The 18101-nt window shown below is 32.0% G+C and carries 22 protein-coding genes and 1 other annotated feature; of the genes, 6 read left to right on the forward strand and 16 right to left on the reverse strand.

Annotation, left to right across the window (positions count from 1 at the left end):
- Positions 1–2: 2 nt before the first annotated feature.
- From pth to glmU, 3 genes are read right to left on the reverse strand one after another with little or no spacing between them, the layout of a single operon-like run.
- On the reverse strand, positions 3–572 hold the full coding sequence (pth, locus tag ACQRC6_RS04715) for an aminoacyl-tRNA hydrolase (RefSeq protein ID WP_293557793.1): 570 nt from the start codon (positions 570–572) through the stop codon (positions 3–5).
- 9 nt (positions 573–581) lie between these two features.
- Positions 582–1532 (reverse strand): ribose-phosphate diphosphokinase, encoded by a 951-nt coding sequence (locus ACQRC6_RS04720; protein ID WP_293557791.1) that lies wholly within the window; start codon positions 1530–1532, stop codon positions 582–584.
- A 12-nt stretch (positions 1533–1544) separates the two neighbouring features.
- The gene (gene glmU, locus ACQRC6_RS04725; RefSeq protein ID WP_427847969.1) at positions 1545–2924 is read right to left on the reverse strand and encodes a bifunctional UDP-N-acetylglucosamine diphosphorylase/glucosamine-1-phosphate N-acetyltransferase GlmU; all 1380 of its coding nucleotides are present in this window, start codon (positions 2922–2924) and stop codon (positions 1545–1547) included.
- A 394-nt stretch (positions 2925–3318) separates the two neighbouring features.
- Here glmU and cysK point away from each other — a divergent pair, with 394 nt between their 5' ends.
- From cysK to ACQRC6_RS04740, 3 genes are read left to right on the forward strand one after another with little or no spacing between them, the layout of a single operon-like run.
- Complete coding sequence (gene cysK / locus ACQRC6_RS04730) at positions 3319–4209, forward strand: cysteine synthase A (RefSeq protein WP_427847970.1); 891 nt, start codon at positions 3319–3321, stop codon at positions 4207–4209.
- Positions 4202–4753: a serine O-acetyltransferase EpsC gene (epsC, locus tag ACQRC6_RS04735; protein WP_427847971.1), complete on the forward strand. Its 552-nt coding sequence runs from the start codon at positions 4202–4204 to the stop codon at positions 4751–4753. The genes cysK and epsC overlap by 8 nt, the downstream gene beginning before the upstream one ends.
- Before the next feature lie 20 nt (positions 4754–4773).
- Positions 4774–5604, forward strand: coding sequence for a deoxyribonuclease IV (locus ACQRC6_RS04740; RefSeq protein ID WP_427847972.1), 831 nt, complete (start codon positions 4774–4776; stop codon positions 5602–5604).
- Positions 5605–5761: 157 nt separating this feature from the next.
- Here ACQRC6_RS04740 and rplL read toward each other — a convergent pair whose 3' ends face one another.
- The 11 genes from rplL to ACQRC6_RS04795 all read right to left on the reverse strand — a co-directional run bounded on the left by rplL (position 5762) and on the right by ACQRC6_RS04795 (position 14710).
- The gene (gene rplL / locus ACQRC6_RS04745; protein ID WP_293557782.1) at positions 5762–6145 is read right to left on the reverse strand and encodes a 50S ribosomal protein L7/L12; all 384 of its coding nucleotides are present in this window, start codon (positions 6143–6145) and stop codon (positions 5762–5764) included.
- A 45-nt stretch (positions 6146–6190) separates the two neighbouring features.
- Positions 6191–6727, reverse strand: a complete 537-nt coding sequence (rplJ, locus tag ACQRC6_RS04750) for a 50S ribosomal protein L10 (protein WP_427847973.1) — start codon at positions 6725–6727, stop codon at positions 6191–6193.
- 7 nt (positions 6728–6734) lie between these two features.
- Positions 6735–6856, reverse strand: a sequence feature (ribosomal protein L10 leader region).
- A 765-nt stretch (positions 6857–7621) separates the two neighbouring features.
- A complete protein-coding gene (rplA, locus tag ACQRC6_RS04755) occupies positions 7622–8323 on the reverse strand; it encodes a 50S ribosomal protein L1 (RefSeq protein WP_293559817.1) in 702 nt (233 codons plus the stop codon).
- A 39-nt stretch (positions 8324–8362) separates the two neighbouring features.
- Complete coding sequence (gene rplK / locus ACQRC6_RS04760; RefSeq protein WP_019125658.1) at positions 8363–8788, reverse strand: 50S ribosomal protein L11; 426 nt, start codon at positions 8786–8788, stop codon at positions 8363–8365.
- Between the two features lie 47 nt (positions 8789–8835).
- Complete coding sequence (gene nusG, locus ACQRC6_RS04765; protein WP_427847974.1) at positions 8836–9378, reverse strand: transcription termination/antitermination protein NusG; 543 nt, start codon at positions 9376–9378, stop codon at positions 8836–8838.
- A gap of 14 nt (positions 9379–9392) precedes the next feature.
- Positions 9393–9608 (reverse strand): preprotein translocase subunit SecE, encoded by a 216-nt coding sequence (gene secE / locus ACQRC6_RS04770; RefSeq protein ID WP_075659350.1) that lies wholly within the window; start codon positions 9606–9608, stop codon positions 9393–9395.
- Positions 9609–9617: 9 nt separating this feature from the next.
- On the reverse strand, positions 9618–9767 hold the full coding sequence (gene rpmG / locus ACQRC6_RS04775) for a 50S ribosomal protein L33 (RefSeq protein WP_293559809.1): 150 nt from the start codon (positions 9765–9767) through the stop codon (positions 9618–9620).
- 110 nt (positions 9768–9877) lie between these two features.
- Entirely contained in the window at positions 9878–12187 is a 2310-nt protein-coding gene (locus ACQRC6_RS04780) for an ATP-dependent DNA helicase (RefSeq protein ID WP_427847975.1), read from the reverse strand.
- 35 nt (positions 12188–12222) lie between these two features.
- Positions 12223–12687, reverse strand: coding sequence for a tRNA (cytidine(34)-2'-O)-methyltransferase (locus ACQRC6_RS04785; RefSeq protein WP_427847976.1), 465 nt, complete (start codon positions 12685–12687; stop codon positions 12223–12225).
- The gene (locus ACQRC6_RS04790; RefSeq protein ID WP_427847983.1) at positions 12681–14237 is read right to left on the reverse strand and encodes an NAD(P)/FAD-dependent oxidoreductase; all 1557 of its coding nucleotides are present in this window, start codon (positions 14235–14237) and stop codon (positions 12681–12683) included. The genes ACQRC6_RS04785 and ACQRC6_RS04790 overlap by 7 nt, the downstream gene beginning before the upstream one ends.
- On the reverse strand, positions 14234–14710 hold the full coding sequence (locus ACQRC6_RS04795; protein WP_427847977.1) for a dihydrofolate reductase: 477 nt from the start codon (positions 14708–14710) through the stop codon (positions 14234–14236). Before ACQRC6_RS04795 ends, ACQRC6_RS04790 begins: the two co-directional genes overlap by 4 nt.
- Before the next feature lie 212 nt (positions 14711–14922).
- On the opposite strand from ACQRC6_RS04795, the gene ACQRC6_RS04800 reads away from it, so the two are divergent.
- Both ACQRC6_RS04800 and trhA read left to right on the forward strand, forming a co-directional pair.
- Positions 14923–15477, forward strand: a complete 555-nt coding sequence (locus ACQRC6_RS04800) for a DUF1836 domain-containing protein (protein WP_427847978.1) — start codon at positions 14923–14925, stop codon at positions 15475–15477.
- Positions 15464–16099 carry a PAQR family membrane homeostasis protein TrhA gene (gene trhA / locus ACQRC6_RS04805; protein WP_427847979.1) on the forward strand — a complete coding sequence of 212 codons (636 nt, stop codon included), beginning with the start codon at positions 15464–15466 and terminating at the stop codon, positions 16097–16099. The genes ACQRC6_RS04800 and trhA overlap by 14 nt, the downstream gene beginning before the upstream one ends.
- A gap of 109 nt (positions 16100–16208) precedes the next feature.
- Here trhA and ACQRC6_RS04810 read toward each other — a convergent pair whose 3' ends face one another.
- Together ACQRC6_RS04810 and ACQRC6_RS04815 are read right to left on the reverse strand one after the other, a co-directional pair.
- Positions 16209–16364: a hypothetical protein gene (locus tag ACQRC6_RS04810; protein ID WP_427847980.1), complete on the reverse strand. Its 156-nt coding sequence runs from the start codon at positions 16362–16364 to the stop codon at positions 16209–16211.
- A complete protein-coding gene (locus ACQRC6_RS04815; protein ID WP_427847981.1) occupies positions 16361–16603 on the reverse strand; it encodes a type II toxin-antitoxin system Phd/YefM family antitoxin in 243 nt (80 codons plus the stop codon). The genes ACQRC6_RS04810 and ACQRC6_RS04815 overlap by 4 nt, the downstream gene beginning before the upstream one ends.
- Before the next feature lie 737 nt (positions 16604–17340).
- On the opposite strand from ACQRC6_RS04815, the gene ACQRC6_RS04820 reads away from it, so the two are divergent.
- Entirely contained in the window at positions 17341–17946 is a 606-nt protein-coding gene (locus ACQRC6_RS04820; protein ID WP_427847982.1) for a PBECR4 domain-containing protein, read from the forward strand.
- Positions 17947–18101 lie beyond the last annotated feature (155 nt).

Genomic DNA, 18101 nt, shown 5'->3' on the forward strand with positions numbered 1-18101 from the left:
CCTCAATAAATATTGTTATTATAAGAATTCATAGAAGCATCAATACCTCTATCCACGGCTTCAATAATTGCATCGGCACAGGCATCTATTGCATCTTCAATGTGTTTTTTATCCTTTGCAGGAAAAGTGGATAGCACAAAACTTGCCAAATCTTCGTTGGGATGCTTTTTGCCAACACCAACTTTAAACCTAGCAAAATTTTTACTTCCTGTTAAATTTACAATTGACTTGAGTCCATTGTGTGTGCCGGCAGAGCCATTCTTTTTTATCTTTAACTGTGCAAACTCAATGTCTATGTCGTCTACTACTACTATTAAATCCTCTGGTTTTAATTTATAAAAATTCAAAATTTCAACTATTGACTCGCCAGAATTGTTCATAAAAGTATGGGGCTTTAGGAGAATAACCCTCTCTCCTGCTATTCTCCCTTCACCTACAAGCCCCTTAAATTTAATCTTATTAACTTTTATATTCAATTTATCGGCAAGTGCATCAATAGTGTTAAATCCAATGTTGTGTCTCGTGTCCTCGTACTTTTTTCCGGGATTTCCAAGACCTGCTATTATATACACTAAATCACCTTATTCAAACATTTCACTAACTGATGTTGAAGTGTTAATTCTCCTAATTGCTGATGCAAAAATTGGAGCAACAGACACAACATCAATTTTGTCAATTTTCTTTTCATCTGGAATTTCAATTGTATCAGTGATTACAAATTTTTCAAGAGATGAATTTTTAATTCTTTCAATTGCAGGACCTGATAATACTCCGTGAGTTGCAGCTCCGTAAACATATTTTGCTCCTCTTGATTTTAATGCATCAGCTGCCTTAGTAATAGTTCCCGCAGTATCTGCTATATCGTCAACTAAAATAACAGATTTTCCGTCAACATCTCCAATGATATTCATAACTTCAGATACATTTGCCTTTGGTCTTCTTTTTTCTATAATTGCAATTGGAAGATTTAATTCATTGGCAAATTTTCTAGTTCTAGTAACTCCACCTAAATCTGGAGAAACAACTACAAAGTCATCTTCTCTTACAATATCTTTAAAATATCTTGCAAGATAAGGAATTGCTGTCAAGTGGTCAACAGGAATATCAAAATAACCTTGGATTTGTCCTGCGTGAAGGTCCATTGCAACAACTCTATCCGCTCCAGCTTTAGTCAATAGGTCGGCAACAAGTTTTGATGTAATAGGTTCTCTTGCCCTAGTCTTTCTATCTTGTCTTGCATATCCATAATAAGGAATAACTGCATTAATCCTTCCAGCAGATGCCCTCTTTAGTGCATCAATTAAAATTAAAAGTTCCATTAAATTAGTATTAACTGGTGAAGAAGTAGATTGTATAACAAAAACATCCTTGCCTCTTACAGAAATACCAATATCAATAGAAATTTCTCCGTCAGAAAAAGTTGAAACAGTGCAAGCGCCCTTTTCAATTCCCAAGTTTTCACAAATTCTATCTACAAGACTTATATTAGAATTCCCTGTAAATACTACAATATCTCCGTTAACTGTGTTCATAATTATGTCCTCCTATTTGACAAATCCTTTTCTTTTAACCCATCCATCTATATTTTTTTGAGTAGCTCTCTCTACTGAAAGCTGACCCTCTAAAACATCTTTAGTTATTGTCGAACCTGCTGCAATATAAGCGTTGTCTTCCACAATTATTGGCGCCACTAAATTAGAATTAGAACCTATGAAGGCATTGTCGCCAACCTTTGTCCTGAACTTTTCTCTGCCATTGTAATTTACAAAAACAACCCCACAACCAATGTTTACGCCACTTCCAACATCGGCATCACCTATATAAGCAAGATGACTCATCTTAGAACCATTTCCAATATTTGAATTTTTAACTTCGACAAAATTTCCAATTTTACAATTTTCTCCAACCCTAGAATTTGGTCTAAGATGAGCGTAAGGACCCACAGTAGTTCCTCTTCCAATAGTTGAATCCTCTATTTCAGAAGATCTAATAATTACATCTTCTCCAATTTCAGAATTTTTTATTGTAGAAGAATAAATTTCTACGCCTTCTTTTATTACAGAATATCTATCAATGCGAGTGCCTGGATAAATCATTACATCACTTTCAATTTCTGCACCCCATTCAATATATGTAGACTTTGGATCAACTATTCCAACGCCCCTTAGCATATACTCTTTATTTATCTTTTCTTGTAAAATTTCTGTTGCAACAGAAAGTTCATATCTCGAATTTACTCCAAGAATTTCTCTAGTATCTCTTAGCTTAAAGGAATCAACCTTTTTGCCATCTTCAACTAAAATTTCAAGGGCATCTGTAATATACATTTCATTTGCCGCATTATCTGTGTCGATTTTTGAAAGGGCAAATTTAAGAGAAGCACCTTTAAAGGCAAAAACCCCCGAATTAATTTCACGAATTAACTTTTGTTTTTCATTTGCATCTTTTTCTTCAACTATCGCAACAACATTTGCATTTTCATCTCTTACGATTCTGCCATAATTTGTAGGATCCTTCATATCAGCCGACAAAACTGTAACATCGTTATTTCTCTCTTCATGGAATTTCAAAAAGCAGGAAATAGTTGAATTTGAAATTATGGGAGTATCACCATTTAAAATAATAACTGTATCTTCATCTTCTATTTTATCAAGAGCATTTAAAACAGCAAAACCTGTTCCATAGGGCACATCGTCGCCAATGGGCTGCTCAATAAATTCTACATCTTCGTCTTCTTTAAAAGCGTCACATACTTTTTCCTTATTGTGTCCAACAACTATAATATTCTTTTCTATTTGCGAATGCTTGCAAGAATTTAGGACATAAAAAAGCATGGGTCTTCCAAGAATTTCATGAAGTACCTTTGGCTTTTTGGACTTCATTCTCGTTCCCTCTCCTGCTGCCAGGATTACTGAAACTTTCATAAAACACCTCTTTTTATTTACTTATTACATTATAACTAAGTTGTCCTATTATATTCAAGAAAATTCGAGAATTTATTTAATTTTAAAAATTTTTAGCATAAAAATAATTTTTAAACCAGATTTTTATGTAAATAACTTAAAGGTAAACAAATTTTATCATAGCTTGACAAAATGTTTTTTTGATAGTATAGTTAACACATATTGATGAGGCGATAAAAATGAAAAACTTTAAAAACTTTAAAAATTTCACAAGCCAAGCATTCTGTTGTTGTCCTATAAAAAATTTTATAGGACTTATTTGAATGTGAATCAATATATTAAAATTTTTTAAGAAGATTTTGAGAGTATATGAATTCATATGCTCTCTTTTTTTATTTATTTTTATGAGGAAGAAATGACAAAATTATTAGAAACAATTGGTAAATCAAAATTAGTTCAATTAGAAAAAATTGGCAATGGCAAAATTTTTGTCAAAGTGGAAAAATCTAACCCCGCAGGTTCAATCAAAGATAGAGCTGCTCTTTATATGATAAAAGGAGCAATAAAAGATGGTTCGCTAAAAGAAGGAATGGAAATAGTTGAGCCAACTAGCGGCAATACTGGAATTGCCATTGCAATGATAGGTCGAGCCCTTGGCTACAAAGTAAATATTGTAATGCCTTCTTCCATGTCCATAGAAAGAAGAAATTTAATTGAAGCCTTTGGTGCAAACTTAATTTTAACTGGCGAAGGAGCAATGCAAGCCGCAGTTGATAAAGCAAAGGAACTAGTTGCAACAGGAAATTATTTTATGCCAAACCAATTTGAAAACAAATACAATGCACTTGCTCACGAGGAAACTACTGGTCCAGAAATTTATAGTGAATTAAAAGAAATTAATGGTTTTGTAGCAGGGATTGGAACTGGCGGAACTGTAACTGGCGTTGGAAGATTTTTAAAATCAAAGGATGCATCTATTAAAGTTTGGGGACTTGAACCAGAAGAATCTCCAATGATCACAAGGGGAGAATCTGGCGGACACAAAATTCAAGGCATTGGTGCAAACTTTATTCCAAAAGTTTTAGACCAAAAAATTCTCGACAAGACTATTACAGTAAAATCAGAAGAAGCAATTGAAATGGCGAAAAGACTTTCTAGTGAAGAAGGGCTTTTAGTGGGTATATCCGCTGGGGCAAATGTGGTTGGTGCATTAAAGATGCAAAAAGAAATTGGCGGCAACATTGTAACAGTTGCCCCTGACTCTGCAGAAAGGTATATGTCTACAGACTTGTTTAAAAATGAATAATTTTTTTAAAGAATTAAAATCTTATGGAAAATTTATTTTAAAGGAAGACCCCGCTTGTAAAAGTTTATTTGAGGCAATATTTATGTATCCAATTGTCCATGCAATGATTAACCACAGAATTGCACATTACTTTTACAAAAAAAATCACACCACTCTCGCCCGATGGTTTTCTCAAAAAGCAAGAAAGAAAACGGGAATTGAAATTCATCCTGGTGCAAAAATTGGCAAAAATCTCTTCATTGACCATGGCATGGCTGTGGTCATTGGAGAAACTGCAGAAATTGGCGACAACTGTCATATGTATCACAATATCACTCTTGGCGGAACGGGAAATGAAAAAGAAAAAAAGAGACATCCCACAGTTGGCAACAATGTTATAATAGGAACAGGCGCAACTGTCCTTGGACCAGTTGTCATTGGTGACGGTGCGAAAATCGGAGCAGGTGCTCTCGTCTTAGATGACATTCCACCAAACTCAACTGCAGTTGGCGTGCCAGCCAAAGTTGTAAAATTCCACGATCCCAGTGAAAATATATTTCACTAATTCTATTTAATGGAGGTAATATGTTTAAAATAGGTCCCCATCTTTCCTCATCAAAGGTTTATGCAAATATGGGTGAAGTTGCACTTTCAATTTCTGCCAACACTTTTCAATTTTTTTCACGAAACCCCAGAGGTTCCAAGATGAAAAAATTAGACGAAAAGGACATAAATAAATTGATGACTATTGCAAAAGAAAATAATTTTGGTTCCTTGCTTGCCCATGCCCCTTACACAGTAAATCCGTGTTCATCTAAGGAATCTGTAAGAGAATTTGCAAACTTAGTTTTAGCAGAAGATTTAGAAAGACTAAAATATTTTAAAAACACTTATTACAATTTTCATCCTGGATCACACACTGGAATGGGAATTGAAAAAGCAATAGAAATAATTTCTGCACAGCTTAACTCTGTACTGAGAGAAGACCAAGAAACCATAGTTTTACTAGAAACCATGGCTGGAAAGGGCACAGAAGTTGGCTCGAAATTTGAAGAAATTGCAAAAATAATCGAAGGAGTGCATCTAAAAGAAAAAGTTGGAGTTTGTATGGACACTTGTCACATTCACGAAGCAGGTTACGACATAGTAAATAATTTAGATGATGTCCTTGATGAATTTGATAAAATAATTGGACTAGACAAGCTCTATGCAATACATCTAAACGACAGCAAAAACGAAAGATTTGCTCACAAAGATAGACACGAAAAAATTGGCGAAGGAAAAATTGGACTTGAAGCAATAAAAAGAATAATAAATCACGAAAAATTAAGAGATCTTCCCTTCTATCTCGAAACTCCAACAGATGTAGAAGGTCATAAAAGAGAAATAGCCCTTTTAAAATCCCTAAGAGAATAATTTCATAAAATAAAATACAAATATTATTATACTCAAATTGAGCACATAACTTTTAATACCTCATTAAATATTAGGGAAACGACTTGACGATAAAAATTTAATTAATTTTTGCATTAAAAAAACTGCCACTAGGGCAGTTTTTATGTTTAAAATTAAATTACTTAACTTCTACAGTTGCTCCAACTTCTTCAAGTTTAGCTTTGATTTCTTCAGCTTCGTCTTTTGAAACGCCTTCTTTAACAGCTTTAGGAGCTCCGTCAACTACAGCTTTTGCTTCTTTAAGTCCAAGTCCAGTAACGTCTTTAACAACTTTGATTACTTTAACTTTTTCTTGTCCTGCTTCAGTAATTACTACATCAAATTCTGTTTTTTCTTCTTCTGCTGCTGGTGCTGCTCCGCCTGCTACTGGTGCTGCTACAACTGCTGCTGGTGCTGCTGCTGAAACTCCGAATTCTTCTTCAAGAGCTTTAACTACTTCTGATAATTCTAATACTGTAAGTTCTTTAACTTCTTCAATTAATTTTTCTACTTTTTCTGACATTTTATTCCTCCGTAATTTTTATTATTTTAATTTTCTTCGCATATATTATGCTGCTTCATTTTCTTTCTTATCAGCGATTTGAGCAATAACTCTTGCAAATCCTGATAATGTTCCATTCAATACATTAGCAAATCCTTGGATTGGAGCATTCAAGCCGCCAAGCACTTGTGCAACAAGAACTTCCTTAGATGGTAATTTAGCAAGGGCATCAATTTCAGGTAATGATAATACCTTTCCATCAACATAACCTGCTTTAATTTCTAATGCATCATGACTTTCTGCAAAATCTGATGAAATTTTTGCTGCAGATGCTGGATCTTCCATTCCGAAAGCTACAGCGCTTGGTCCCTTTAAATACTCTTCAAGACCTTCTACACCTAATTCTTCAAAAGCACGTCTCATCATTGTGTTTTTGTAAACTTTATAATCAACATTTGCTTCTCTGAATTTACTTCTAAGTTCAGTTGCTTCTTCAACTGTTAATCCTCTATAATTTACAAGTACAATTGATTGTGCTCCTTGAATTTTTTCTTTAATTTCATCAACAAGGGCTTGTTTTGATTGTAATTTTTCTTCTTTCAATTTGTCACCCCCAAATAAAAAAATCTCACGCCGCCGTGAGATGTGAAAATCAAATAAATCCGAATTTCAAACCTCGGTAGGACTTATGGCAATGCCACCTACTGTCTGCGGCTTAATAACATTAATATTATATATAGTCTTATATGCTTTGTCAAGGCTTTTTTTGATTTAATTAAAAAACCACAGATTTCATGTAGAAGTCTGTGGTCTTAGGTGTTTTTATTTTTCCATTAATTTTTGTCAGTAAATTTTAATTCAAAAAATTTTTACCATAATTTACTGCATTAAATAATTTTTACTTATTAATATCTCTTAATTAGTATATTCAAGAAAATATCAATTATAAATAATACAATAACTAGTTTCTTTCCTTTGTAAACAAATTTATCTTTGTTTGATAAATGTGCAGCAAATGTAAATACAATAAATACTAAAACTATATCAATCAGTACTAAAACATCCCGCTCTGGAAAAATATAGGTTAAAAATCTGTTAGCAAAAAATAAAAATATAAAGATATTGTACAATCTATTTACAAAAATATCATTTTTTAATTTATTCTTAATCTTATCTAACAATTTCTGCACCATCATATACATATTGATATAGATATAACAAGTGTAAATATAAATATAGCCTTCTTCAATGTTTACCTTCTATCAATTTTAGTAATTTTTTATAAATATCATCACCGCAATAAAAAATACATCTATTATCATGATAGTAACATTAAATATTTATTTTGTAAATGTAAAAATATCTTAAATCCAACTATTTACACTTATTTATAAATTTATAATTTTGAACTTTAATTTATAATTAAATATTAGCAGAAATTAATCTTATATTTAACCAAAAAAATGACAGGATTAATTAATCCTGTCAAAGGTGTTTTTATTTTTCCATTAATTTTGATCCGTTGATTTTAATTCCAGGACCCATTGTTGATGCAACTGTTACTGATTTTAAATAACGACCTTTTGCAGCTGCTGGTTTTGCTTTTATAATAGCATCTGAAATTGTCCTAAAGTTTTCAGCAAGTTTTTCAACTCCAAAAGAAACTTTTCCAATTGGAACATTAATAATTGCAGCTTTGTCTACTCTATATTCAACTTTACCTGCTTTAGTTTCTTTTACGGCTTGTCCTACATCAAATGTAACTGTACCTGATTTTGGGTTTGGCATAAGTCCCTTAGGTCCAAGAACTCTACCGATTTTACCAACTACGCCCATCATGTCTGGAGTTGCAATAATTACGTCAAATTCAAACCAGTTTTCGTTTTGAATTTTTTCTACTAATTCTTCTCCACCTGCGTAGTCAGCTCCAGCTGCTTCAGCTTCTTTAATTTTTTCTCCCTTTGCAAGAACAAGTACTCTAATTTCTTTACCAGTTCCATTAGGAAGTACAACAGTACCTCTAACTTGTTGGTCAGCATGTCTTGGATCAACACCAAGTCTTACTGCAAGTTCAACTGTTTCGTCAAAGTTTGCCTTAGCAGTTTTTATAACTAAGTCAAGAGCTTCATTTACATCATATAAATTTGATCTATCTACTAGCTTTGCGCTATCTTGATATTTTTTACCTCTTTTTGGCATATTTACCTCCTTCGTGGTACTTGCGGCTTAGCCTCCCACTTATCTTTCTACTTCTATACCCATACTTCTAGCTGTACCTGCGATCATTTCCATAGCAGCTTCTACGCTTGCTGCGTTAAGATCAGGCATCTTTGTTTTTGCTATTTCTTCTACTTGAGCTTTTGTCAATTTTCCAACTTTTTTCTTGTTTGGTTCACCACTTGCTTTAGCCATATTAAGAGCTTTCTTAATAAGAACTGCAGCTGGTGGAGTCTTTGTGATAAAAGTGAAAGAACGATCTTGATAAACTGTTAGAACAACAGGAATAATCATACCTGCTTGATCTTGAGTCTTTGCGTTAAATTCCTTTGTGAACTGCATGATGTTTACACCATGTGGTCCTAGTGCAGTACCAACTGGTGGAGCTGGTGTAGCTTTTCCTGCAGGAATTTGTAATTTTACTAATGCTATGACTTTTTTTGCCATTTTATTTCCTCCTTGTGGTAATGCGGGTTTACCCTCCCACACATTTCTTACTCTTTAATAATTTGATTGAAATCCAATTCAACGATTGTATCTCTTCCAAACATTGAGATACATACCTTAACTTTAGCTTTGTCGTAATTAAAGTCGTCAATTTTTCCTACCAAATCTTTGAAAGGTCCATTAATAACTTTTACAACTTCTCCAACTTCGTAGTTGTCGAATAACTCTTTGCTATCTGTAACTCCAAGTAGTAACACTTCTTCATCAGAAAGTGGCACAGGTTTTGAAGCTGGTCCAACGAAACCAGTAACTCCCCTTGTATTTCTAACAAGATACCATGTTTCGTCATTCATAATCATGTTGACAAGGACATAGGACGGAAACATCTTTCTTTCCTTTGCCTTTGAAACGCCATCTTTATTTTCAACATAGTCTTCCATAGGAATTTTAATGTCGAATATGACATCTTCCATGCCTCGATTGTGAACCATTGCTTCCATGTTTGCCTTTACTTTTTTTTCATAACCTGAATAAGTGTGAATTACATACCACTTTGAAGTTTCATTACTATTAAGTTCTTGTGTATCCAACTATAACACTCCAATCAATAAATAAAACCAAATAAAAACATTATGATTTTATCATATGCTAATAATAGTAATGAAGACAATATAACGGCTATAATTACTATTATAGAATATTTGATTACAGTATCCTTAGTAGGCCATACAACTTTTTTGAATTCAGATTTCACACCTCTAAAGTATCTACCTAGACCGCCTTTTTTTTCTTCAGTCTTAGGTGTAGTTTTAGTAGCCATAAATCCTCCTTACTTAGTTTCTTTGTGTGCTGTATGTTCTCTACAGAATTTACAATACTTCTTTAGTTCCAATCTTTCAGTAGTATTCTTCTTATTCTTATATGTCACATAATTTCTGTTTTTACATTGTGTGCATTCAAGTACTACTCTATCTGCCATAAAAACACCTCCAGTGCTAAAAAAAAGAGCCGCCCTTGGCTCCTTCTAATTTACTAAGTAATACTACCACATAAGAGCCTTTTTGTAAAGCTATTTGTGATAAATTTTCTCTATTTTTTGTACTTTTCTTCTCCTTTAAAAATTTTTAAAATGTCATTTATTTCCCTTGGGTCATTAAAATCATAAATTTTCCATTGACTTGGCAAAAGTAAACTATAAGGCTCAATTGAAAATCTCTTGTCAATTAAAAGAACTTCACCCTTATCATCTTCAGTCCTTATTACTCTTCCAGCCGATTGCACAACTTTTATCATGCCTGGATAAATATAGGCATACTCGTAACCTTTATTGTACTTTTTTTGAAAGTGACTTTTTAAAATATTTCTTTCGTAGGATAGTCCAGGTAAACCTACGGTTATTATGGCAACACCTCGAAGTCTATCGCCAATTAGATCTATTCCCTCAGAAAAAACTCCTCCCATTACTGCAAAAGCTATTGTGCTAGAAGAAAATGTAAAATTATTTAAAAATTCTTCACGTTCAAATTCTGTCATTTCTCTATCTTGTTTTACAATATTATCATTATCGACTCCTTCAATATAACTTTCATAGACTCTCTCCATATAGGAATAAGATGGAAAAAAGAAAATATAGTTTCCCTTGTACTCAGAAAAATTTTTAAGATTTTCAATTATTTCCTCAATAGAATTTTCTCTATCTCTATAAACCGTGGAAATTTTATTGTTCCTAAGCACCACTAAATTATTTGGATCAAAGGGTGATTTTATTTTGTAGTAATTTGTTTCTTCATCTGCACCAAGGAGCTTGCCATAGTATTTTATTGGATTTAAAGTTGCAGAGAAAAATACAGATGACCTTGGCGCTTTCAAAATATTTTTGAAAATCGGTGCAATATCAAGAGATTTTATCTTTACAGAGTCCTCACTTTTTATTGAAACAAAGTCCTTATTGTAGTATTCCAAAATTTTGATGTACTTAAAAAGTGAAAAGTAAATGTCTAGCGCCTTTTCATAGTCCTTTGCTTCCTTGTCTTTAGTCAAAAAATCGTTCATTGAAAAAACCGTTTTTTCCACTTCTACATTAAAAGAAATAAAGGAATCGTAACTGTAAAAATTTCGATTATCTAATTTTTTAAACTCATCAATAGCATTTCTAAGATGTTTTCTCGCAGCTTTTCTCTTCTTTGGCAAAATTTCAAATAATTTCTCCAAGTCCTCAATAAAAACTTCTGCCGAATACATTTCCCTTCCTCTATCGAGAAGATTGTGGCTCTCGTCAATGAGAAGTGTGAATCTTAGCATTGAATTTTCAAAAAATCTTTTGAGGTAAACTGTTGGGTCGAATATGTAATTGTAATCGCAAACTATAAAATCAGAAAAATCCAAAAGGTCAAGTTGATACTCAAAGGGGCAGACAATGTGAAGTTTTGCAAATTTTTCAATATTTTCTCTAGTGAAATTGTCGCAGGAGTCAAAAATATCAATTATTGCATCATTGACTCTGTCGAAATGTCCTCTTGCATATATGCAGTCCTTTGGATTGCAGGAAACTTTATCATTTAAGCAAATTTTATCCTTTGCAGTTACCATGGTGATTTTTAATTTTAATTTTCTATTTAAAAGTCTTTCCAGTGCATCCTTTGCGGCTTGTTTTCCCGTAGACCTAGCCACAAGATAAAATGCCTTGTCGATTTTATCTTCTCCCATTGCCTTAATAGTTGGGAAAATTGTAGAAATTGACTTTCCAATACCCGTTGGTGCCTCTACAAATAATTTATTTTCACTGTCAATTGTGTTGTAAACTGCAACAGAAAGTTCTCTCTGTCCCTTTCTAAATTTTTTAAAAGGAAATTTTAATTTTTTTATGGATTTATTGCGAATATCCTTCCATTCTACAATTCTTCTTGAAAACTCAAGATATTCCATTAGAGTTCCTATAAAAAAGTCGCGAAGTTCATAAAAGGTAAAGGTCTTTTTTATATTTAAAATTTCTTCTGTCTCAAGTTGATAATAGGTTAGCATTACATTTATGTCGTCAAGGTCATTATCCTTGGCATAAATGTAAGCGTAACACTTTGCCTGTGCCCAGTGCATTAAATTTTCTTCTTTTTCCAGTTCTTCCAAATCTCTAGTTGTAGATTTTATTTCATCCACTGTAACTTCATTTGCTACTTCAATGCCATCGGCACGACCTTCAACTGTAAAAATTATGTCTTCAATTTCTTCTTGAGTTCGCAAAAAAACTTCCGTCAAAAAATTCTTGGAGTATTCCCTTTGCACCTTTTGATGTGCCCTTATGCCCTCGACAGCTCTTTTATTGGAAAAAAATCTCCTGTCAATGTCGCCACTTCTCTTGACAAACTCTATTAAATTTCTTACGGAGATTTTTACTTCTTTCAAAACAAATCCCTTCTATCACAAAATACATTAAAAAATTATTCCAAATCTAAAAAGTCAAGTTGTCTTAAAGCTTCAAATAAAATTATATTTGCAGAATTTGAAAGATTTAAACTTCTGCCATAATCCTTTAACATTGGAATTCTAATTGCCATGTCGTAATTAGAAAAAATTAAATCTTCAGGAAGTCCACGAGTTTCAGGTCCAAAGACAATGAAATCTCCATCTTTAAACTTCACATCAGTATATCTTTTCTTTGCCTTAGTGCTTGCGAGATAAAAATTTCTCTCTGGATATTTTGCCACAAGCTCGTCGTAGGAATCGTAATAATTTATGTCGACTAAATGCCAATAATCAAGTCCCGCCCTCTTTAAATGTTTGTCGTCAACGGAAAACCCAAGAGGCTTAATGAGATGAAGCCTTGTTTTAGTAAGTCCACAAGTCCTGGCAATAGCACCTGTGTTAAAGGGAATTTCCGGTTCATAAAAAACTATATTTAACATTTTTTCTCTCCTTCCAAAATTTCTATGGCGCATTTAAGTCCATCCAATGCCGAAGAAATTATTCCACCAGAATAACCTGCACCTTCTCCAATTGGAAATAAATTTTCCAACTTTTCTGACCTATAATTTTCTCTAACAATTCTAATTGGCGACGACGTCCTTGTTTCCACTCCCGTAAGAATTGCATCATCGCTGCAAAAACCACGAACTCGTCTATCCATTAATTTTAGCGAATTTTTTATGGCGTGATTAATACTTTCTGGATAAATTTCATTTAAGTCGGCAAAAACATAGCCTGGTTTAAAAGTTGGCAACACTTCGCCAAGTTTTTCTGTTACTCTATTCTCCATAAAGTCCTTTACTCTTTGAACTGGTGCCAAGCCATCGCCCATTTTATAAGCCTTTTTTTCTATTTCATTTTGAAAATTCATGCCAGCTAAATTTCCTTTGCCATATATTTTCTCGTCAATAGTAGCAACTACAGCTGAATTTGAATTCTCGCCCGCCCTGTCGTGATAGCTCATGCCATTAACACATAATTGCGACTTTATTGAAGAGGAATTTACAACATAACCACCAGGACACATACAAAAAGTGTAAACTGAATGTGCCTCTCCCTTGTCTGTAATATTTAACTGATAAGTCGCAGCAGGAAGCTTTTCTGAAATCATGCCATACTGTGCCTTCTCAATGTTTTTTCTCAAATGCTCAATTCTAAACCCAACTGCAAAGGGCTTTTGTTCAATTAAATTGTATTTATCAAGCATAATGAAAGTGTCGCGAGCAGAATTTCCAATCGCCAAAATGTAACAATCGGCACTGTATTCTCCTTTGTCAGTTATTATTTTATTGATCTTTCCATTGCAAATATCAAAATCAATTAGTTTTTCACTAAATTTATAAATTGCACCTTCCCCTTCAATGTCCCTTCGCATATTTTTTATTACATTGCGTAAAATGTCCGTGCCAATATGTGCCTTTTGCTCGTAAAGAATATCTTCCGGTGCGCCATTTTTTACAAAAATTCCAAAAATATGAGAAACTCTCTTGTCCTTGGAACGTGAAGTTAATTTTCCATCAGAAAAAGTCCCTGCACCGCCTTCTCCAAATTGCACATTTGAATTTTCGTCTAACTTTCCAGTTTCGTGAAGAGTGTCGATGTCCTTTACCCTTTCATCAACTTCCTTGCCCCTCTCGATTAGAGTTACCTTTACGCCCTTTTTGGCAAGCAAATAGGCAGCAAAAAGTCCCGCAGGACCTGTACCAACAATCACTGCAGATTTAATTTTATTAATATTCTCGACTTCAAGCTTGTCCTCGTGAAACTCTTCAATATTATTTTTTAACCTTTTTACAATCTTTTTGTCAATATCCGCTAAATCTAATTCCACGACCACTTGATACACAAAATTTATTTCACGCCTTGCATCCAAAGATTTTTTATAAATTTTGTAGTTAAAATCCCTCTTATTTAATTCACTTTCAATTTTCCCTCTCAAAAATTTTTCATCTTTGTCATAGGGAACTTTTATATTTCTTAAAATTATCATTTTTCTCTTTTCCATATCTCGTGATAAACTTTATAATTTGGATCTTCTATTTCACTTTTACCAACTAATTTAAACCCGTCAAAATCAGGGATAAATTTGTCCGCCCCTTCAACAACAGTATCAACTCTTGTAACAATTAGCTCATCAATTCTATCCCATAAAAGTTTAATGATTGCAGCACCGCCAATTACAAAAACTTCTTTATCACTATATTTTTTAATTATATCATCAAGTTTTTTAATTGAGTCAACATAAAATAAATCTTCTTTATCTTCCACCTTTAAATGCGTAAAAACTACAGAAATTCTATTTGGAAGCTGCCTTCCAATAGCATAAAAAGTTTTACTTCCCATTACTATAATATTATTTGTAGTATATTTTTTAAACATTTGCAAATCATTGTCCACGAATAAAATTTGTTCGCCATTCTTTGCAATAGCATTTTTATTATCAACAAGTATAAGTAATTTCACACTATCCCCCATTAAAAATAATCTTACATTAATCATAGCATTATTCAAAGACTTTTTTAACACTCAATAAAGCTTTAGATATATTTCTTATAAAATTTTTCAAATGAATAACTATCTTTTCAACTAAAATTAAAAAACCTTAAAGTTCTTTTTTCTTGCAATAAAATCAAAAATGGTATATACTAGTTTTATAAACTAGATGTGGTGGTAATATGAATGATAAAATAAATGACTTTTTTTTGGAAGATAATAAAAATAATTTAAAACTCGTTGAAAATCCCGACAAAGAAATTATTGAAAAAGTGAAAAACTGGAGACTTCTGAGATGGGATGAACTTCCCAATTTTGAAATTTATAACGATCAATTGCTAAGCATTGTGCTTTCTCAGGTATCTCCCTTTTTATCTGAAAAGGATATTTCTCCTTCAATGATAAATAATTATGTTAAACAAAACCTTTTGCCCAAGCCAGTTAAAAAAAGGTATTCAAGGGAGCATATCGCTCTATTGACTGCTATTAGTTTTGTAAAGCAGGTTTTCACTATGGAGGAAGTTGGAAAGGGAATTAAGCTCTATTTAGATGGGAAGGAATTTAAAGAGGCCTATGATTCCTTTTGTAATATTATGGAAAATCAAATAAGGCGAGTGTTTTTGGGCGAAGAAATTTCCTACAAAGAAGAATCTGTCTATTTAACAGAGGCCATTCGCTCAATTTCAGGAAGTCTTTATGTAAAGGGTTATTTAAGGAGAATGTATGAAGAAGAATAAGGAATCTTTTGTAGAATTTTTAAACAGTATGAGCCATTTTATTGGAGTTGGAATAGGAATAGTATTTTTAGTGATGATGATTAAAGCCTGCATTAAAAGCGGAAATTTATACACTCCCGGCTTTATAATCTATGGCGCATTTTTTATATTTCTATTTTTGACAAGTACACTATACCATGGAGTTTGGAATAAAAAGGCAAAATGTATTCTTAGAATTTTTGACCACTCCGCTATATTTTTATTTATTGCGGCATCCTTTACTCCCGTTATTTTAACAGTGCTATCTGGTAAAAAAATGGTGTTTTTTCTTGTATTTATTTGGGTCATTGCCCTTGCGGGTACAATTTACAAAATTTTAAGTTATGGAAAATATGATAAACAAAAAACAATCTCTGTTATTTTATATATTGCCATGGGTTGGACTTCCATATTTTTATTAAAACCTATAATTTTAAACTTGCCCAAGGGATTTATAATCTTCTTAATTGCTGGAGGAGTTCTTTACACAGTGGGAACAATTTTTTACAAGAGAAAAAAACAATATAGCCATGTTATTTGGCACTTATTCGTGTTAGGAGCAGCAATAACTCATTTTATAGGATATTACGAATATCTGATTTAAGTAATAATATCTACAAAAAAATTTACTCAATTATTATAATCTTTATATTTAAAAATTGTGTTTTTGTAATAATTTAAAATAAGACATATGTGATAGACTTGCATATGTCTTATAAAATATCTTCCATTAACATTTTATTTAATTTATCTTTTGAGATTACAGAAACATCAACAAGTTTTGCATCTCTTATCCCCAACTTTCCCCCGAAGTGTTCCATCAAAGACTGATGAAGTGAAAGAATTTGGTCTTTGCTTAATCGGATCATTTTGCAAGTTCCTCATAAGCTTTTTTGTTTTTCTCTATAAGTCTTTTAGAAATTATAGAAATATCTTCATCATCAGCAAGTTTCAAAGAATCAAACTGATTATAATCAAGAATAATATATTTAGGATTATTATTTTTTAAAATAATAGCAGAGCCTTTTTCATCAACTAAACGAGCAACTTTAGAAAAATTTTGATTTGCTTCAGTTATAGAAACAAGAGAATTAGTATTAATCTTCATATTATTACCTCCTATCAAAATTATACCATGAAATAGGAGAAATTAAACCTATTTAAGAAATAAGGCGCTATTATCGCAAAATACTTTTCAAATCTTTGTAGTCGAAGAGTAAAAGCGAAGGAAACACAGCCTGCTATTGAGAAAATACAAAAGAAAAAAATAGAAGTCATAGAGAAGATGAAAAAATAATTTATGAAAGGGCAGTATTTTCCAACGAAAATAGTTAAAATAATTAAAAAATGAAACACAATATAATAGCACAGCAAATATGTATTAAAACTTAAGAGCCAAATGAAATAATAGGAGAATATAATCTTAAAAAAATTCTGTAATCTCAGAAAGCTTTTGAAGAAATTGTATCAAAGTACAAAAGTGTAACATATGTCTTGACAGTTAAGAAATAAAAGGCATAGTTGTATTAAGTAACTCTTGACATTATAAAAAATATTAAGTATACTTTATGTATAAAGAAGTTGACTTTGTAACCTGAAATTAATGTAAGAGAAAGCGATATGCTGAAGGACTTACGGTTGGCAGGCAACGGAAAAACCTGAAATTAATGTAAGAGAAAGCGATATGCTGAAGGACTTACGGTTGGCAGGCAACGGAAAAATCAACAATAAAGGGAAACTTAGGCTGAAAAGTTTAAAGTTTCCCTTTATTATTAATGTAAACAAAAGTACTTTATTTGTGGTTTTTGTCACAAGTGGAACGGTTCGTTACAAAGGGAATATTAAATGCAGAAAAAAGAAAAAGATTTAAAAACAATTATTAATTCAGGAAATATGTTTAGAAAAAATCTTTCAAATAAAAGTTTGTTAATAATTAGTGGTTCTATTAATGCACCTAATGTTAATGAAATTGAATTTCAAAATTCAAATTTTTTACATTTAACGGGAGTAGTAACTAAAGTAAATGCTAATAACTTTATGCGTATGTTAGAAAAATCAAGGATAAAAATTAGTGATTGGGATTATAGAAAAGATGGAACCACACAATTAAAATTAAGAATATTGCCAGATATTGTAAACATTCATAATCGCGCTAAAATGATAGGAGTTTATGATAAAAGAAGGGTTTTTATGTCTACAGATTTATGTATAGGAAATACTTTTTGTTATTTGGGTTTAATTAAGACGAATAGGATAACTAATAGAAATAATAACGTATATGTTCCTAATACATCAATTGCATCTAATATAATATCTGATACAAATAGCAGGGAAAGAATTTTAGCAATTTATAGAAAAGATAAAAACAAAATTAAATATGATGATTTAACTTATTTAGCAAAAGGTATAGACAAGCAATATATCGAAGAAGTATTTAAAAATTATTTTTAAATTAATGAAACTTGTTAGAAAAAAGCAGGTTTCATTTTTTTATTTAATTAAAAAATGAAATGAAATTTTTAATATTATACTGCCCAAGAAGCAGAAAGTGCTAGATACAGACAAGCTCAAAATTAATTATGTAAAAATTTTAATAAAATTGAGAA

It is taken from the genome of Peptoniphilus sp. SGI.035 (assembly GCF_050315115.1).
In the GTDB taxonomy this organism is placed as follows: domain Bacteria; phylum Bacillota; class Clostridia; order Tissierellales; family Peptoniphilaceae; genus Peptoniphilus_A.